The following is a 15984-nucleotide window of genomic DNA, read 5'->3' on the forward strand; positions in this document are numbered from 1 at the left end:
GCGATCAGTAACTAACCCCGTATGAAACCGCAATCGTAGTCGCGGGTGGCTTTAAGTACAAGTGCAGTTCGCGCTATTGACGCGGCATCGGAGATGCATCACGCCTACGCCACTCCCGACAGTGGCCACGGGAGGCGAGCGCGGCCATGAGCGGTGCTGTATTGCGTTCCGGCCAGTCGTCGAACACGTTCACAACGAGCGCCGACGAGGAATGGAGCGCCTTCAACTCATAGTTCAGCGTACCCAGCGACGGGCATCCTTCAGGAGCAACAGCAGTTGCTGCTCACGCAGCGGCGAGGCGATGAACCCGAACCGGGTGTAGAACCGCGCCGCGTCTTCATCGATGGGGTGGGTCAGCATCGCCCGGATGCCGGCTTGCTCGGCAATCAGCATCGTGCGTCGGATCGCATCCTGCAGCAGACCGAAGCCTATGCCTCGCCCCTGATCTTGCGCCGAAACCGCCAGCCGCGCCAGGATCACCACCGGCAACGGGTACTGCGCCATCCCTTTTCGGATGCGCTCCGGCGCGTCCAGCGTATCGATCTGGCCGACGGTTAAACTGAAATAGCCTGCTACCCGGTCATCATCGGCCACGACGAAGGTCTTGGCTGAGCCGCTGCCCTGGGCCTGCCGGGCGTGACGCAGCAGCCAGTCGTTCAAGGCCAGTTTGCCACAGTCGAATCCGTCCAGCCGATGTTGAATGCTCAGGGGTTCAGGTCCGCGCAATGTCACTTCGCATCCCAAGGCGCCTTGCGCGAAAACAGATCACGCAAGCCTTCATTGGGCTGCTCCGGTTGTTCCAGCAAATCCATCAGGGCTTGGTACTGACTACCGAAGACCATGAACAGGCGCTGGTCCAGCAAAGTCTGCTCGGCGGCCAAGCAGGCGCTGTCCAGGATGAAGTCGGTCAGGGATTTATGCGCCACCTCGGCGGCGCGGCGCAACACCACTTCCTGTTCGTGAGTGGCGCGTAGCCCCAAGCGGGCAGACCGGGCGGAAGGAGAGGATGCGATAGCAGCCATCACGGCACCTCGTTTGTCAGATCAACTGACTCAATGTTAGTACAAACGACGCACATCGTCTAGTTCTGGCGGGCGACCGGTTGCCTTAGTTGACGATGAACCGGCGTACGTGGCGCCGACAGATGGCGAAAATGGAGCGCGAAATGGGAAACCTGCAAGGGCAACTGAAGCTGGTCGAGAAGTCGTACGGGCAGGACGTGCTGCTGCTCGTGCTGGCGCGGGGCTACCTCGGCAAGTTGATCGACAACAAGGCGGTGTTCCGCTTTCTGTCCCAGCGCCAGCCCGACGTGCTGGCCGAATTCGAGAACATCGTCCAGACGGTAACACTGGACGGAAAATGAATGCGCCGAGTTGCCGATGCCAGTACACCATCGCACGCAGCGTCGCCGCCTGACGATGAGCACGACGAAGCGGCGATGGCCGCACACCGCAACGCGCCGCAGCCCGATCCCGCCTGCCTCTACGGCCTGATCGGCGACGTCGCCCGCGCGGGCAGCGACGGCACGGAAACCAACGCCTACGCCATCGCCACAAACTTCATGGCGTATTTGTCCTGCGCCGTCGGGCGTGGCGTGTACCTGCCCATCGGCAACACGCGGCACCACGCGCGGTTGTTCTACCTGCACATCGGGCGTTCTGGCCGTGGCCGCAAGGGCGACGCGGTGTCGCTGGTGCTGCGCATCGACGCGGCTTTGCGGGCAATCGATGATGCCTTCGCGCCTCAGGTTCACCGAGGCGGGCTGTCCACGCGCGAAGGTCTGGCGGCGCTGATCCACGGCGGCTATCGGCAAGGGCGGCAGGACGTGCCGGCCATCGAGGACAAGCGGCTGTGGGTGGTCGAATCCGAATTCGCCAACGTACTGCATCAGGGACGGCGCGATGGCAACACACTGTCGGCGGCGTTGCGCGACTGTTGGGATGGCGTCGATCTCAAGCCAGCCACCAAGTCGAATCGGCTCTACGCCAGCGATCCGCACGTCTGCTTGAGTGGCGCGATCTCGCCGGGTGAACTGACCGGCCTGATGAGCGCCCGCGAACTCACCAACGGCTTCGCCAATCGCTTCCTCATGATCTGGGCCGAGCGCACGCGGATGCTACCGTTCCCGAGGGAAACGCCGCAGGCGGTGGTCGAGCATCTGGCGCGCCGAACGCTGGAAGTTCTGACCTTCGTCCACGCCGACCGACACGACGAGTGCGAACACCTGCGGATGGAACTGTCGCCGCAGGCGCAGTGGCGCTACGCGCAGCTCTACCGGGGCGAACTGCACGATGGCATCGACGATGGTGCGATTGGGGCGTTGCTGGAGCGCCGCGCACCGATGCTGCTCCGGCTGGCCATGCTGATGGCCCTGACCGATCTACAAACCCGCATCGACGCCCAGCACATCGACGCCGCGATGGCGTGGATTCGGCACGCCACGGCGTCCGTGCGCTTCGTGTTCGTCAGCGCCGCCGAGGAGGTGAAGCTGGCGCAGGTGTTGGAACTGTCGAACCGCGTACTGGCGTTCCTGCGCGAGCGCGGCCAGGCCACGCGCAGCCAGATCAGCGCTGAATGCTTTCGGGGCAAGGTGTCGAAGACGCGGATCGACGCCAGCCTGGAGCACCTGCTGGCCAGCACGCCGCCGAAGATCACCGTGCAGTGGGTCGAGCGCGCCGACGGAGCTCCGGGCGCGCCGCTGCGGGTGTACCGGCTGGCGGCGGGGTAGCGCGGGGATTTTTCGCTGATTTCGCCGAGGCGGATCGGCCGCAAGTGCTTGTCACGGCACTAATTTCGGCGATTTCGCTAATTTCGCAGGTGCTTTCGTCGATTGCTCTACCATCTGAAATCAGCAGGGTCGCCCAAAGCATGCGGTGCGATTCGCACCTACAGATTCGGAGGCAGGCCAGATGCAGCAGTTGCGATGCTACGGCGATGACAGAAACAAAGGGTTCTGCGTGCATTGCGGCGGGCCAAGCGAAACCGTCGATCATGTCCCGTCGAAAGTTTTTTTGGACGAGCCGTATCCGGAGAATCTCATGGCGGCGTCAGCGTGCCGCAAATGCAACAACGGCCTTTCACTCGACGAAGAATATCTGGCCTGCCTGCTCGAATGCGTCATCGCCGGAGATACCGAGCCCGAAAAGCTGCACAGGGCCAAGATCACCCGTATCTTGCGGGACAATTCCTCGCTCTCGGCCCGATTGCAACGGGCGCGAACGGATGGCGCAGAAGGCCCTGTCTGGGCACCCGAAAACGATCGCGTGAATCGCGTCGTCCTCAAACTGGCTCGCTGCCATGCAGCGTTCGAACTTAACGAACCACAACTCCAAGAGCCATCACATCTCGGATTCAAGCCGCTGCCGCTCATGACGGAAGACGAGCGCGAAACCTTCGAACGTGATCAAGACGCGTTCGATGTCTGGCCCGAAGTCGGAAGTCGGGCGATGCAGAAAGTGCTCGTGGCGGGCACCGATGCTTTCGTCGAGGGCTGGCTGGCCGTACAAGAGGGAAACTATCGCTTTCGTATCAGCCAAGCCAACGGGCTGACCGTGAAGATCGTGCTTCGGGAATATCTCGGCTGTGAAATCGTCTGGGAGTGACCCGGCAGGCAACGTTCGTCGTGGCGGATAGGTTGCGAAGTGACAGGTCAGACGGATGAAACCGTCTTCGTGTCGACCAATGCTTGCAAATGATCGTGCAGCAACCTCGGGATTTGCCCGCCTGCGAGGAGCACACCGGCTTCCATGTTCTGTTCCATCGCGTGGCCGGTCAGGTTTGCGCTGGTGATGAAGCACACATCACCGTCCGCGACAGCGACCTTGGCGTGAACCCGCCCATCCGCGAACGGGGCAGTTCGTTCGCGCCAAGCGTAGAGCTTCGCGGAGGGAACCAGCGTCCGCATCTTGCCGATCACGTCGAACGAGATGCTGCCTCCGTGATCCTGCGACGATTCGAGCAGCATGGAGATGCTCACACCGCGTGCGCTGGCGTCGTTAAACGCCTTCACGATGGTCGAGACGTCGTAGGCCACGAAGCTGGTGACGAACAGGATTTGCTTGGCCGCGCCGATGACTTGCAATAGCGCCTGCTCCGTTCGACGGGCAGAGACGAAGGGCGTCGTCGGCCCCGTCCACCACGAGTTCGGTGGACTGGTGCCTCGATACGTTCTCGAAGGCATGGCCTGCTGCGAGCAGCATCGAGGCCAACTCGTCGGAACCGACCGACGTGGACCGCCACGCATCGACGAGCCGATCGACGACGGCTCTTGCTGTGGCCGTGCCGACGACATCCGACAGGGAGGCGTTCGCCTTCACGTCCTCGATCTTCCGAACTCTTCCCGCCAGCGCCCGAACCTTCTCCGGCGAAACGAGACAGACCACGGCTGTGACGGCTTCCAGCAGTCTTTCCATGTCACAGCCCCGCGAAGCACGCGGCATTCCCTCGGTCGAGGGTCTGCACCAGCAATCGAAGAAGACCCTTGGGCAAGTCATGGGAGAGCTAACCGAAAACGTCCTTATGCCGAATTCACCCGCTGCGGATGAAGTCGGGGAAGACGATGACCCTGGCGACTTCGATGAAATTCGTTTCCGGACCCGATTCAATATCGAGGTTCCCGTCGAACATCATGAGGACACATTGGTCGCCCTTCGTGCACTGGTCGACCTGCGCAATGAACTCGTTCATCACTTTCTCGAGAAGCACGACATCTGGACGGAGAGCGGATGCGTGGAGGCCCAAGCGTATCTAGATGCCTGCTATGAGCAGGTTGATGAGCGCTATATGGAACTACATGCCTGGGCGAAGAGCAGCGTGGAAGCGCGCGAGTACATGGCGAGCTTGATGCAGACGCCGGAGTTCATGGATTTTATCCTCCATGGCATCCTGCCCGCGGGCGCCGGAGTCGAATGGGAATGCAGCACCATCGTCAAATTGCTTCGTAAAGCCGAGACTGCCCTCGCACAGGACAACTGGACGTCATTAAGTGACGCCATCGCGTCCATTCAGAAGGAGCATCCCGAACACACGCCTCGGCGCTACGGCTGCAGCAGTTGGCGTCAGGTGCTGCACGAATCGCGGCAGTTCCTTGTGCGCAAGGAGCGGACGGACCCAAACCGCTCGACGAAAATCTGGTATCGGTCCGAGGACAAATAACAGACGCGAGGCTACTGCTGTCACTTTGGGAGAGGTGTCACCGAAGCGACCGTAAAAAGTCGGCCACCACCCGCTCGGCCGAGAGCTCCTATACTCGACGTCGCATGGGCGATGACACGATTCGTGGAGTCACTGCCCCTGCTGCCCGGAGCGCTGTTCATGAACGACACCACCGACCGTCCCATCGACCGCGAGACTCTCTACGGCGAGGTTTGGGCGGAGCCCGTCAGCGTTGTCGCACCGCGGTACGGGCTGTCCGATGTCGGACTTGCCAAAATTTGCCGCTCGCTCGCGATACCGTTGCCGAGCCGTGGCTACTGGGCCAAGGTGAAGGCCGGCAAGGTCATGAAACGCGCGCCACTTCCGCCCCTCACCAAATCTACGCGTGCTCCCCTCCGCCTGAAAAAGCTTTCATCCGGAGAGCAGGCCGCACGGGAAGCAACTCGACGCATCGCGATTGACGCTCGCAAGGGCCTCACCGAGGTAACTGTGCCCGACGACCCTGGCCCGCCCCATCCGCTGGTCAATGCCGCCTCCAAGCGTCTGCGACGGCGTGACGGTTGGCCGGAAGGCTCGCTGGTGCGCTCCGCGCCGAAGGAAGTGCTGAACGTCGCTGTCACGCGGGATGCCCTGGACAGGGCTCTACAACTCGCAGACCGGTTGTTGAAAGCGCTGGCAACCCACGCCTTCGATGTCGAAATCGACAGCGGTCGCGGCGTGACGCTCCTGAAGTCCCGGGAAACCGGCACGAAGATGGAGCTTTCGCTGACCGAACACGTCCGACGTACCCGACACGAGATTACGTCCGCAGAAGAACGTGCGAGAAAGCGCTACCACGACCGCTCCCTCTGGAATAGCGCCGTCCCTTTCCCCCACGTCCCGCAGTATGACTACCATCCAACCGGAAAACTGACCCTCCAGGTCGGCCGCTGGCCGTCAAGGACGTGGAACGACACCCCCAGAACACAGCTCGAGAACCGGCTCGAGGAGATAATCGCCGGCATCCTCGTCCTTGCGAGCGAAACTCACGCCAGGGAGCTCGAACAAGCACGCCAAGCCGAGGAGCGGCGGCGGGCCATTGAGCGCTACGAGTTCCTGACACGCCGCCGAGCCGATGAAACGGAACGCTTCAAGCAGCTCGAGGCGGAAGCGACCAACCTGGAACGGGCGTTAAGACTTCGGGCATACGCCGATGCGGTCGAACACCGTGAGCGAACCGAAGGCGGCCTCACGGCGGAGTTGGACGACTGGCTTCACTGGGCGCGCGCCAAGGCTGACTGGCTCGACCCGCTCATTCAGGTTTCCGACCCGATTCTCGATGCGCCGGAACCGAAGCGCCCAGGATACTGGTGAGCGTGCGGCCCTGCCTCTCAGTTCGTCGACAAGGGCGAGCTGAACGGATTGATGCTGCGCACCCCGGTCGACTTGAAATCTTCCGTGTTGCGCGTAACGACCATCAGGTCGTAGATGAGGGCGATGGCGGCAATCTGCTTGTCGATGGGGTGTTGGGGGCTCGGTGACATGAGCTTGCCCCAAACCTGTGCGCAGTCGAGGTCGAAGCCCAGAATCCGGTCCGAGTAGTCGGCGACCACATTATCGAGCCAAGCTTCGAGCCGCTCGGCTTGCGCCCGGTCCCCGCGGCCGCGGATGTTCTCGAGTCTTCGACGAATCTCGCCGATGGTCTGAACCGACAGACAGGTGTCGTGGACAGGTCCGCTCGCGCCGGCTCTCGCAGTACCCGCAGCATCGGCGATATAGCGCGCATCGCAAAGTTATGCTCGTTAGTTCGCGGTTTAAAGACACTGTGCTCGAAATAACGAGCACTACCTTGACAAGTCGCCGCTCGACCGTCACATTGTTCGTAATTTCGAGCACAAGGTTGTAGAGCCTCGTTTTTACGAACATGAAAGTCAGCCAGTCCGCCACCCTTTCACCCTATCAGCTGGAGCAGAGCGCGCAGCTCGGCCACCGTTTGGCACGACTACGCCTCGCCCGCCGCATGAAGCAGACCGATGCTGCCCTGCGCGCGGGATTGTCGCGCAACACCGCCTATCGGCTCGAGCGGGGCGACCCTGGACTTGCCATCGGCCAAGTGCTGCGTTACCTCGACGCAATTGCCCCGGGCAGCACCCTGCTGGACCTCCTCTCTGAGTCAGACCCTGCGCTGACCGCCCTCAAGGCACGCGAGCAATCCAAGCGCGTGCGGGACTTGACCGTCGCCGAGCGTGACGAACTGGACTTCTGATACCGATGACGGCTAAAGAGACCAAGCTGATGGTCTTCGCGCACCTGGGCACAACTTGGGCGCCTTGTGGCCAACTCGCACTCACAGAGGAAGGCGACCGCCTGCTGGCGTCGAGCTTCGCGTATGGCCTGAACTACATCAACCGCAGCGATGCGCTCGAGGTGGACCCGGTGAGTTTGGGCCTCTCCGACCCGAAAACGGTGCGCGCCAAGCGGCTCCTGCCGGCGAACCAACTCCCGTTCTTCGGTGGCATCCGGGATGCTGCCCCCGATGCTTGGGGACGCCGGGTCATCGAGGCCAAGCTGAAGGTGCCCGCCAATAGTCTCCCGGAATCTCTGTACCTCCTGCACGCCGGCAGCGAGCGCGTCGGGGCGCTGGATATCCGCAGCAGCATCCACGATGGCCCCTCTCCCGGCGCGAGTGGGTGGCACACGCTGGAGCACTTGGTGGAAGCCGCCGAACGCATCGACGAGGGTCAGCCCGTCCCTGCACATCTGGAGGGCATCTTCGTTGACGGCACCGCCTTGGGCGGCGCGCGTCCCAAGGCGTCGGTACGCGACGAAGCCGGCGTACTCTGGCTGGCCAAATTCGCGAGTCGGCACGACGCGTTCGACGTGCCCGGCATCGAGTGCGCAGCGCTCGAACTAGCCCGTCATGCTGGACTGACTGTTCCCCCTGTACGCACCCTCCTGCTGGGCAATCGGCGCGTCATGCTCATCCGGCGATTCGACCGCTACTGGGCCGCACCCGGCGCCGTGGTCGACCCGAGCGCAGAACTGCTTTTCTCAGGCGCGGGCCACGGCTGCGCAGAGCACCGAATGGGTTTCGTCAGTGGGCTGACGCTAGTGGCCTGCGACGAGACCGAGTCATACACCAAGTCTTACGCGGACCTCGCCGAGGCCATACGACGGTACTGCCACCCGGCGGTCATTCGCCGGGACAACGAAGAGCTGTTCAAGCGCATGGTCTTCAACATTTTCGTGAGCAACGACGACGACCACCTTCGGAATCACGGTTTTGTCCGGGACCCCCGGTTGCCCGGCTGGCGATTGAGTCCCCTCTACGATGTGCTGCCACGACCCAGCCTTGCGACCGAGCGCTTCCTGCACTTGGGCATCGGGCCGCAAGGCCGACTGGCGACCCTCGACAATGCACTCGCCGCGCATGACAGGTTCACGCTTTCACGGGTAACGGCAAGTCGGTTGATGGGGGAGGTCTGGCGCGTGGTGCGTCAGTGGCGCGTCTACTTCAGCGACGCTGGCGTACCCGCTGCGGAGCAGGACAAGATTGCCCCAGCGTTTCGACACATCGACGACATCTCTACGGCCGAACTGCGCAAGTCGGTTCCGTAATACCTGCGGTAGCTGGCCACACGCAAAATTTCGCGGTGCTCTGGCCGACCCGTGCAAAAAATCCCGAACTGTGAGCTCGGGGCAACGTCCCCCGGTTGTCCCATAGAGGCAGGTTCGGTTCGATGGCGCCATCCACACGCCCTCGGTCTCGAGCCCATCAGGACGCAATTCGGTACCCCATCGCCCTGTACCCGCGCTGGCGCTTGTCCCACATCCGCAACAGAGCCGGATGGGCGATATCGACGATATCGATGATACGGACGTCCGTCTTGCCCTCGTGCTCCCGATGTAGCCGACCGGCGTACTGCTGAAGCGTCCCCTTCCAGGAAATGGGCATCGCCAGCAGCAGGGTGTCAAGGGGCGGGTGGTCGAAGCCTTCTCCCACCAGCTTCCCTGTGGCAAGCAGAATCCGTGGAGTCTCCGCAGGAAGCGCTTCGAGTGCGGACATCACTGTGGCGCGCTGCTTTCGCGACATCCTTCCATGCAGCATGAAGAGTGCGGGTGCGACCTCGGACAAGCCATCGTATATTGCTTGAATGTGGTCGGTGCGCTCAGTCAGAATCAGCACCTTCCTGCCCTGTTCGAACGCTTGGCGCGCCTCGTCGACAATGATTGCGGTGCGCCGAGGGTCGTTCGCCAGGCACCGGAACACGTCCTGAATACCCGCTTCATCGGGAAGTTCGAGGAAACCCGACAACATCTTGGGGATGACCTGGAGGTCCCTCGGGGCACCTTCGGGCGTGGCGGCGATGTAACGGATGGGGCCGCACTGCATGAAGATGATGACACCGATGTCACCCTTCCTGGTCGCCAGAAATGCGTCCAGCCGGGCCTGCCACTGCTTCAGAAGCTCTGTGCGATGCACCAGAATCAACGTATTAACGCCGCGACGGGCAATCATCGCGGCCGCCGTCACCGTCTTGCCAAACGCCGTCGGCGCGCAGAGCACACCTGTGTCGTGATGCAGCATCGCCGCAACCGCCGCCTCCTGGTCGATGCGCAAAATGCCCGTAAAGGAAATGTCGATGGGGGTCCCAAGATAGCGCTCGTCATGAAGCTCCAAACGGACGCCGTTTTCCTTCAGCAGCTCGCTCACCGCATCGAGGCAGCCACGCGGCAGGCCGATATGGCGCCGAAAATTCTCCGCACACCCGATGACCCGCGCGATATTCCACACCGAGAAGCGCATGGCCTGTGCCTGATAGAAGGCCGGGTTCGGAAAGGCCGCGAGTCGAATCAGCCGATTAGCCAGCGGCTGGGGGAGTGCCGCCTTCTCGAGGTAGATGAGGTTCGCCAGCGTCACCTCCAGCGATTCAGGAAGGGGACCGGCAACGGTCCGCGCGCTCGGCGCAGGCTTCTGCCACGGCTTGGCGTTGGCTTCTTCATCGACGAAGGTGACGTCAAGCGGATGGACGCCGTCCGTCGCCCTAAGGATGGTTGCCTCGATGTCCTCCGGGGCCATCCGCGCAAGCGTCGCGAGGTACGCCCACTGCTCCGGATAGGGTCGCAGTTCTTCATCGACAAAAACCGTGCAGCCACGCTCCCGCGCCTTCTTCTGTAGCGGTAGCGCAATCAGGTTGCCAAGGCCACCTTTCGGCAACGTATCCTGATTCGGAAACAGCCGGTCGTAGGAGGCGAGCCGCAGTTGCCGCGTCGAAGCACACGTGTGACTGATGAGCGCCGTGCCCAGCCGGCGCGCATCCCTCGCGGGTACACGCGCACGGAAGAGAATCCAGACGTGCGCCCCTTGTCCCGAGCGCGAGATTTCCAGCGCCGCCGGGACACCCAGTTCGCGACAGGAGCGAACGAACGCCTTCGCATCGTCCTGCCAATCAGCTTCATCGAAATCGACCGCGAGGAAGTTGCAGGTGTCGTCGCCGAGCAGAGGGTAGACACCCAGCGTACGTCTGCCGGCCAGATGCTCGTAGATGACTTTGTCCGTGACCGGGAGCAACTGGCGATGGGCACAGTCACCGCACTTCATTGCGGGCTTCTGGCAGACCCCCGGTCTTCGGTCGTTCGCGCACGCTGGCGAGTACCCCGACTTGCCGGACGAGGCACTTTCCCATCGGACGGGGAAAACATCGGTTCGCCCCTGGAAAAGGCGGCGGAACAGTGCCAGCTTTTCCTCCGCCGACGTCGGTGTCCCGTCGCGCACCGATTCCGCCGACGCATCAGCCCTAGGCGCCCGCCACTCGATGCCATGCGCCTTAAGCAACGCTACCAGCCGAGCGTTTTCCGCCTGTAGCGCAATCAGGGCGTCGGTGAGCTTGGCGTCGTTCATAGCACTCAAGTTTAAGCGCCTCTTGACGCTCCCGCACGAGGGGCGTGAGGAGGTCCGCGAATAACGATGAGCTCCCGCCACGCACCGTCCTCGCCGAGGAGAACGAGCCGCTCACGTGACCCGCCGTAACATGGGCCTTCCGCCGTTGTCGGCCGCATCGCCACGCCGCTGGCTCACTTCAACTTCATCGACCGCGTCCGATAGCGTACCCGCCGCCATTTCCCAACTCGCTCCGTAACGCCGGCTTACGTTAAGCAGTACCAGAACGATTGCCCCCTGCAGCCATTTCATCACCTGTCCCCCTATGCTGCACACGGTGAAGGCATGCTCCTGCGGCGATTTCCGGATGAGCGGAACGTGGGTTTCCTTCAGCACGAAATGCCTGTTAACCACTCGCGGGAACGAAAATGTAGCCGCACTCCCCATCCCCATAGGCCTTGCTTCGACCAGCGAGCACATACTGGGCCGTCAGCGCGCACAGGGCGGCATCGACCGCATCGATGGATTTCAGGGGCGTCGGGTCAATGCCCGCATCCTGCAGCAGTTGTCGGCGCTGCACGCGCTTGCGCTTCGCCGAGGCCTCGGCGGTGCCGAGCATGGCGCATGTGACGGCATGCGGGAACGTCTCGAAGCAGACCATCCCGCCGGCGTAGCGAACGTCATTCAACAGTGGGTGCGTGGCGCCCAAGGCCTGAAAGACGCGCTCGCCGCAGAACATCCAGCCGTAGAACCCGGATGCGTTTGCCGCAGCGCGTTCTCGCGTCGGGGTCGGGGTCGGGGTCGGGAAGGAGAATATCCGCTCCTTGGCGAGCGCCCTTTCCGCCAGCCGGCCCGACTGCGGCTGCGCCCATCGGCAGGGCGAGTCGATGCCGACTGCTACCGCACCAAGCTCCTCGCACGTGCGCGCCAGATGTTCCGGGTCGCCGCTACGGATGTTGCAGAGAATATCGTTGCCGCGCACGACGACCAGGTGGCAACCCTTCCGCGCACCGCCGATGTCGATGCCGGCCACCGTCAGCGGGCTATCGAGCACGAAGCGGGGAGACGTCAGCGCCGCGCGCAATCTGCCAGCCGCCGGAGGATGCTCAGTTCGGTGCGTGCTGCGTCACGCATGGCAAGCCTCGCTGCGGCCAATTCATCGTCAGTCAGCGCACCGACCTCCGGCGCCGGCAACTCCATTGTTGCGACGGCGTAGTCGAGCCACGTTTGATAACCAGCGGGCATCGCCGGCACGCCGGAGGGAGCGTCGATGATTACGGCGTGCTTCAGCAGGCACTCGAGCACGGTTTCATCGCTCCCCTCCGACATCGAAAGCCAGGTCGCGCACAGGCCATCTGAGTAGCGAGCCCAAAGCTGTGCCGCCACTTCCGGGGAAACCTCGAATCCTGCGTTCGCCGCGGTCGCCACCAGGCGTGCGATATCGTCCGGGAACTTGGCCGCGAAGTCCGGCGCAACCTGTTCGGGTAACGGAGCGACCTGTAGCTTTTTCATCCGACTCCCGTCCACATCTGCTGATAGCGGCGCCCGGCGTTCATTCTAGGGCGGCATGACCAATCAATTCAGGAACGGTGGCCACCGAAGGTCCAATGCGCCGCGCCAGCCACCCGAACGAAGTTGCCTGACGCTTGTGCGATACATTCCCATCATAGACATTATCCATCGGGCGGGCGCGATGACAGCCGGCTCCGCTAACATCCCCAACACCGCCCGACGACCGCTCGCTCCGCCCCCAATGACCGACGAAGGACTCCGTCAACGCATGGACCGGACCGCGCAGTTCCAGGTAGCGGACAGCATATCTTGGCCAATCGGTACGAAATAATGCAACTAATCGCCAAGAAGTAATCCCTGCGGCAAGGACATTTCTAAGCTTCGCGACGAACACGGACGCGTTGCGGTGAGCAAGATGGCCCAAGATTGCCCCCGCATTACCGCAATCCATTGTGAAAACTCCTCCAATCCCATGCGTAGTAACACGGCCCCTCGCCCGCGATCACAGGGCGGCAGGAATGGTACATGTTCCGCCCGAAAGCCGTCCGCGCCGGCTCGGGGATTTCGGCACCCTGCACATAGGGCGTCCCGTCGTCAGTCCGGATAGGGACATCGAACGGTTTCGGCCACGGCGGAAGAACGGCGGCCGACCAAGTCACCATGCACTGCGCGGCAAGGGCAATGCGCCACCAGTCGGACGAAGGGTCGAGCCCGCCCTCGCAGCAGACCTGCCCGCCGTACTCATCTGAAGCCTCAACACTGATGCGTCCGTCCTGAACCGCCGCGCCCCACTCTGCGATGAGCCGCGGTGCCTCGACCCCACGAGGCACAAGCTGCGTCGCACATCTAAACGTGCCTTGCGTGAAATTGGCCGCGTCCGGCGAAAAACTCGGCCACAGGGCTGCCATCGCCCGCGCGACCTCGATTCCCCATGCGAGCCGAAGCTGAATCATCAGCCATCGATTCTGTGTGTCTGAGCGAATCTGACGCGGCACGACGCCAAGGTACGCTGTCCGATCAGGAGCCGCCACCAAGAGCTCCAATTCGAGCCACTAAGTCAGAAAACAGGCCATAATGGTCCAAATCTGAGCCTTTAAGGCAAACCGTTTCCAGAACCGAGGAGTCCCATGTCTTCCCCTCTGCAAACCCCGGAGGAAATCGAGAACCAAATCGGTGAAGACCTGCGCACCCGCCGACTGCAAAGGAACCTGACGCAGGCGACGCTCGCCGAACGCGCGGGCGTGAGCGTCAATGCGCTCAAACGGCTCGAATCCGGCCAAGGGTCGTCCTTAAGAACGCTCATCTGTGTCGTTCGCGCACTCGACCGCGCAGATTGGTTCCGCACGATCGCGCCTGTTGCCACCATCAACCCGCTCACCCTGGTCCGCGGGAGCCCGGTACGCCAGCGGGCAAGCCGACAAAGGCAACGTCCAAGTGGGGGGATGGGTGGCGGAGAGAAGGCGTGATGTCCAATCGACACAGACTCACGTGCTACGCTTGATCATGGGTTCAAGGGAGGCAACGGTGGCCCGCACAGTGAAATTTACGACGGTCGTGGACGGCGACCTGCTCGAGCGGGCGAAGGTCATCGCTGCCCAGGCCGATACCTCAATCAATGCCCGGTTCAACGCCGAACTCCGCTGCCTGGTCGAAACTTTCGAGGCTGCGGAAGCGTCGGGCAATCAGAATCTCCGAATCCTGCTCGATTTCTCCCTAGGGCGGATGGAAAGCCAGGCAGCCATGGAGGGGCTGGGCATCGAAAGCGAGGAAGGCCTCTTCCTACTCATGGCGCAGGCGCGGCTCCCGGATGCCGTAATTCAGGGGATGGTCGACCGCCTCGACTCGCTACCGTCCTGAAGGGGGCGCTCGTTGCGATCGCCGCCCAACATTATTCTGCCGCCTGACGCCGGCCCCCTCATCATGCTTGCCGATGCCCTTGAGCGGCTATTCCAGGCAAGCCGACGTCTCAGACGACGCTGGCCCTTCTCCAAGGTGTCCTAGCAGATCGCCACATACACACGAACAAAAAAATCGTCGGACGAGTTGATGGTCGTTGCAACGAGCGTGTCCTCGACAGTCGTATTCGAGCCCGGCTTGACCTTGCGTTTGGAGCGACCACGGGTTGATCGAACACCGCCCATTTTCGACATTGCACGACGAACGACAGACAAATGTCGTCCCTCCCTTCGGACTGCACTTGCAGAAGGCACGATCCTGAAATCCGGTTCATCACCAGCGCGACGTGGTATCGCTATTTGCTTCGCGTGACCGGCCCGCAGCGGCTGAAACGTGGTCCGAAAACCGTCTGCGAGCACTCCGTCACTCCAGCTGGTGAGCTTCGACCAGCGCCATCGCCCCCGACAGAGTCCCCATCGAGACCTCCCGAGAGACGTTCCGAATGTCGCGCCAGCAATCAACACGCTTTCGGGATTCCGGCTAGCGCGCACACAAGGGTGCAGCGTTCGGCCGCTCGATCGACTCGAGCGACAGATCGATGTCCAACTCGGGCCAGTACAGGTGACCGGGGGTCGGTCGGACGACGCGGCCAATCAGTTCGCGTGGCACTGCACGGAACCACGGAAACTGGTCGTAGGGTAGATGAAGACGTTGGCCGTCCAGCACCAGCGAAATCCCCTGATCCGTAATGGCCGTCACCGCCACGCCGCCTGAATTCGCCGTCTCACCGCTCGTCATCGAGAGCCCTCCTTCGCGTCCGCCCGCGGTTCGCCAACACCCACCTACACCGGGAGGCCGTAGAACAGTTGCTTGAGAATCGTCTCGACCCTGCACAACCCGTCTTCCGACTCCAGCATGCTGCGGGGTGTTCGACCGCCCAACAGCGGATGTGGCATCGTCAGGAAGTTTTCCGCGAGCGCCCCGTCGTTCCAGACAAATCTCGCCAGCGCCTCAACTTCTTCCCGTCGGCTCACGGCCACGCTGCACGATGCGTCTTGGCATGGCGTCAAATCCGTCCTCCCGTCAGGCACGTCCTCGACCGTGGCGTACCGAAGCATCGTTTGCATAAGCGCGGCGTCCGACAGCCCGGCAACAGGCACCCAGTCTGGACACAGGGCCTCGCCGTACCGACGCCAGAGTGCCGCCGCGCTCTGCGGCGAAACGTGATAGCCGCCCGACGTGGCCACCGCCACGAGCCGCGCAACGTCCTCGGCGTGCTCCTCCCGCGGATCAGGATCGGGCTCGTCGGTGCGTAGCCCCACAACCAAACGTTTCATGTGTCGATGACCTCTTTGATCCCGGCCGCCCCGCTCATGCCCCTTCGATCGTCCGTCCGCCACGCGGTTCATCCCGGTAGCGCTCCCCCGGAGGAGGCCGGCCTTGCGGTCTCCATATGCCGTGCGTAATGTACGGTAACGGCCTTGCAGGTTAGGCGTGCCCCATACTCGTAGCGCTCCGGTAAACCAATTCACGTCCCCCCCACCTCTCCCGCCCCCTATGAC

Annotated in this window: 21 protein-coding genes; 9 read left to right on the forward strand and 12 right to left on the reverse strand. The window is 62.6% G+C overall.

Going from position 1 to position 15984, the window contains the following annotated elements:
• Positions 1–234: 234 nt before the first annotated feature.
• Together GPA27_RS03445 and GPA27_RS03450 are read right to left on the reverse strand one after the other, a co-directional pair.
• On the reverse strand, positions 235–660 hold the full coding sequence (locus tag GPA27_RS03445) for a GNAT family N-acetyltransferase (RefSeq protein WP_246260926.1): 426 nt from the start codon (positions 658–660) through the stop codon (positions 235–237).
• A 68-nt stretch (positions 661–728) separates the two neighbouring features.
• Complete coding sequence (locus tag GPA27_RS03450; RefSeq protein WP_169137854.1) at positions 729–1022, reverse strand: type II toxin-antitoxin system TacA family antitoxin; 294 nt, start codon at positions 1020–1022, stop codon at positions 729–731.
• A gap of 122 nt (positions 1023–1144) precedes the next feature.
• Between GPA27_RS03450 and GPA27_RS03455 the strand changes: the two genes are divergently transcribed.
• The 3 genes from GPA27_RS03455 (at position 1145) to GPA27_RS03465 (ending at position 3602) form a co-directional block, all read left to right on the forward strand.
• Positions 1145–1363: a plasmid partitioning protein RepB C-terminal domain-containing protein gene (locus GPA27_RS03455; protein ID WP_256222760.1), complete on the forward strand. Its 219-nt coding sequence runs from the start codon at positions 1145–1147 to the stop codon at positions 1361–1363.
• Entirely contained in the window at positions 1364–2728 is a 1365-nt protein-coding gene (locus GPA27_RS03460; protein WP_211164815.1) for a YfjI family protein, read from the forward strand.
• Positions 2729–2909: 181 nt separating this feature from the next.
• A complete protein-coding gene (locus GPA27_RS03465; protein ID WP_169137856.1) occupies positions 2910–3602 on the forward strand; it encodes a hypothetical protein in 693 nt (230 codons plus the stop codon).
• 47 nt (positions 3603–3649) lie between these two features.
• On the opposite strand, the gene drmC is transcribed toward GPA27_RS03465, so the two are convergent.
• Together drmC and GPA27_RS03475 are read right to left on the reverse strand one after the other, a co-directional pair.
• The gene (gene drmC / locus GPA27_RS03470) at positions 3650–4081 is read right to left on the reverse strand and encodes a DISARM system phospholipase D-like protein DrmC (protein ID WP_246260927.1); all 432 of its coding nucleotides are present in this window, start codon (positions 4079–4081) and stop codon (positions 3650–3652) included.
• Complete coding sequence (locus GPA27_RS03475) at positions 3996–4412, reverse strand: hypothetical protein (RefSeq protein ID WP_246260928.1); 417 nt, start codon at positions 4410–4412, stop codon at positions 3996–3998. Before GPA27_RS03475 ends, drmC begins: the two co-directional genes overlap by 86 nt.
• On the opposite strand from GPA27_RS03475, the gene GPA27_RS03480 reads away from it, so the two are divergent.
• Positions 4411–5154 carry an OST-HTH/LOTUS domain-containing protein gene (locus GPA27_RS03480; protein WP_169137857.1) on the forward strand — a complete coding sequence of 248 codons (744 nt, stop codon included), beginning with the start codon at positions 4411–4413 and terminating at the stop codon, positions 5152–5154. The two genes, GPA27_RS03475 and GPA27_RS03480, sit on opposite strands and share 2 nt — an antisense overlap.
• A gap of 159 nt (positions 5155–5313) precedes the next feature.
• Positions 5314–6507, forward strand: a complete 1194-nt coding sequence (locus tag GPA27_RS03485; protein WP_211164817.1) for a hypothetical protein — start codon at positions 5314–5316, stop codon at positions 6505–6507.
• Positions 6508–6524: 17 nt separating this feature from the next.
• Here the strand turns inward: GPA27_RS03485 and GPA27_RS03490 are convergent, their stop codons facing one another.
• Complete coding sequence (locus tag GPA27_RS03490) at positions 6525–6746, reverse strand: PIN domain-containing protein (RefSeq protein ID WP_246260929.1); 222 nt, start codon at positions 6744–6746, stop codon at positions 6525–6527.
• Between the two features lie 311 nt (positions 6747–7057).
• Here GPA27_RS03490 and GPA27_RS03495 point away from each other — a divergent pair, with 311 nt between their 5' ends.
• Complete coding sequence (locus GPA27_RS03495; protein WP_169137859.1) at positions 7058–7399, forward strand: helix-turn-helix domain-containing protein; 342 nt, start codon at positions 7058–7060, stop codon at positions 7397–7399.
• A gap of 5 nt (positions 7400–7404) precedes the next feature.
• Positions 7405–8751, forward strand: a complete 1347-nt coding sequence (locus GPA27_RS03500) for a type II toxin-antitoxin system HipA family toxin (protein WP_169137861.1) — start codon at positions 7405–7407, stop codon at positions 8749–8751.
• A gap of 157 nt (positions 8752–8908) precedes the next feature.
• On the opposite strand, the gene GPA27_RS03505 is transcribed toward GPA27_RS03500, so the two are convergent.
• The 5 genes from GPA27_RS03505 to GPA27_RS03525 all read right to left on the reverse strand — a co-directional run bounded on the left by GPA27_RS03505 (position 8909) and on the right by GPA27_RS03525 (position 13479).
• Positions 8909–11035, reverse strand: a complete 2127-nt coding sequence (locus tag GPA27_RS03505; RefSeq protein WP_169137863.1) for a TOTE conflict system archaeo-eukaryotic primase domain-containing protein — start codon at positions 11033–11035, stop codon at positions 8909–8911.
• Positions 11036–11146: 111 nt separating this feature from the next.
• Positions 11147–11410: a hypothetical protein gene (locus GPA27_RS03510; protein WP_169137866.1), complete on the reverse strand. Its 264-nt coding sequence runs from the start codon at positions 11408–11410 to the stop codon at positions 11147–11149.
• 10 nt (positions 11411–11420) lie between these two features.
• Positions 11421–12098: a DUF429 domain-containing protein gene (locus tag GPA27_RS03515; protein ID WP_211164818.1), complete on the reverse strand. Its 678-nt coding sequence runs from the start codon at positions 12096–12098 to the stop codon at positions 11421–11423.
• On the reverse strand, positions 12083–12526 hold the full coding sequence (locus tag GPA27_RS03520) for a hypothetical protein (protein WP_169137868.1): 444 nt from the start codon (positions 12524–12526) through the stop codon (positions 12083–12085). Before GPA27_RS03520 ends, GPA27_RS03515 begins: the two co-directional genes overlap by 16 nt.
• Positions 12527–12963: 437 nt before the next feature.
• Entirely contained in the window at positions 12964–13479 is a 516-nt protein-coding gene (locus tag GPA27_RS03525; protein WP_169137870.1) for a hypothetical protein, read from the reverse strand.
• Between the two features lie 174 nt (positions 13480–13653).
• Here GPA27_RS03525 and GPA27_RS03530 point away from each other — a divergent pair, with 174 nt between their 5' ends.
• A complete protein-coding gene (locus GPA27_RS03530; RefSeq protein WP_169137872.1) occupies positions 13654–13992 on the forward strand; it encodes a helix-turn-helix domain-containing protein in 339 nt (112 codons plus the stop codon).
• Between the two features lie 58 nt (positions 13993–14050).
• Positions 14051–14383, forward strand: coding sequence for a hypothetical protein (locus GPA27_RS03535; RefSeq protein ID WP_169137874.1), 333 nt, complete (start codon positions 14051–14053; stop codon positions 14381–14383).
• A gap of 579 nt (positions 14384–14962) precedes the next feature.
• Here GPA27_RS03535 and GPA27_RS03540 read toward each other — a convergent pair.
• Both GPA27_RS03540 and GPA27_RS03545 read right to left on the reverse strand, forming a co-directional pair.
• Entirely contained in the window at positions 14963–15220 is a 258-nt protein-coding gene (locus GPA27_RS03540) for a DUF2442 domain-containing protein (RefSeq protein ID WP_211164819.1), read from the reverse strand.
• A gap of 44 nt (positions 15221–15264) precedes the next feature.
• On the reverse strand, positions 15265–15759 hold the full coding sequence (locus GPA27_RS03545) for an MbcA/ParS/Xre antitoxin family protein (protein ID WP_169137876.1): 495 nt from the start codon (positions 15757–15759) through the stop codon (positions 15265–15267).
• Between the last annotated feature and the right edge of the window lie 225 nt (positions 15760–15984).

This window comes from Aromatoleum toluolicum, from assembly GCF_012911005.2.
Taxonomy (GTDB): domain Bacteria; phylum Pseudomonadota; class Gammaproteobacteria; order Burkholderiales; family Rhodocyclaceae; genus Aromatoleum; species Aromatoleum toluolicum.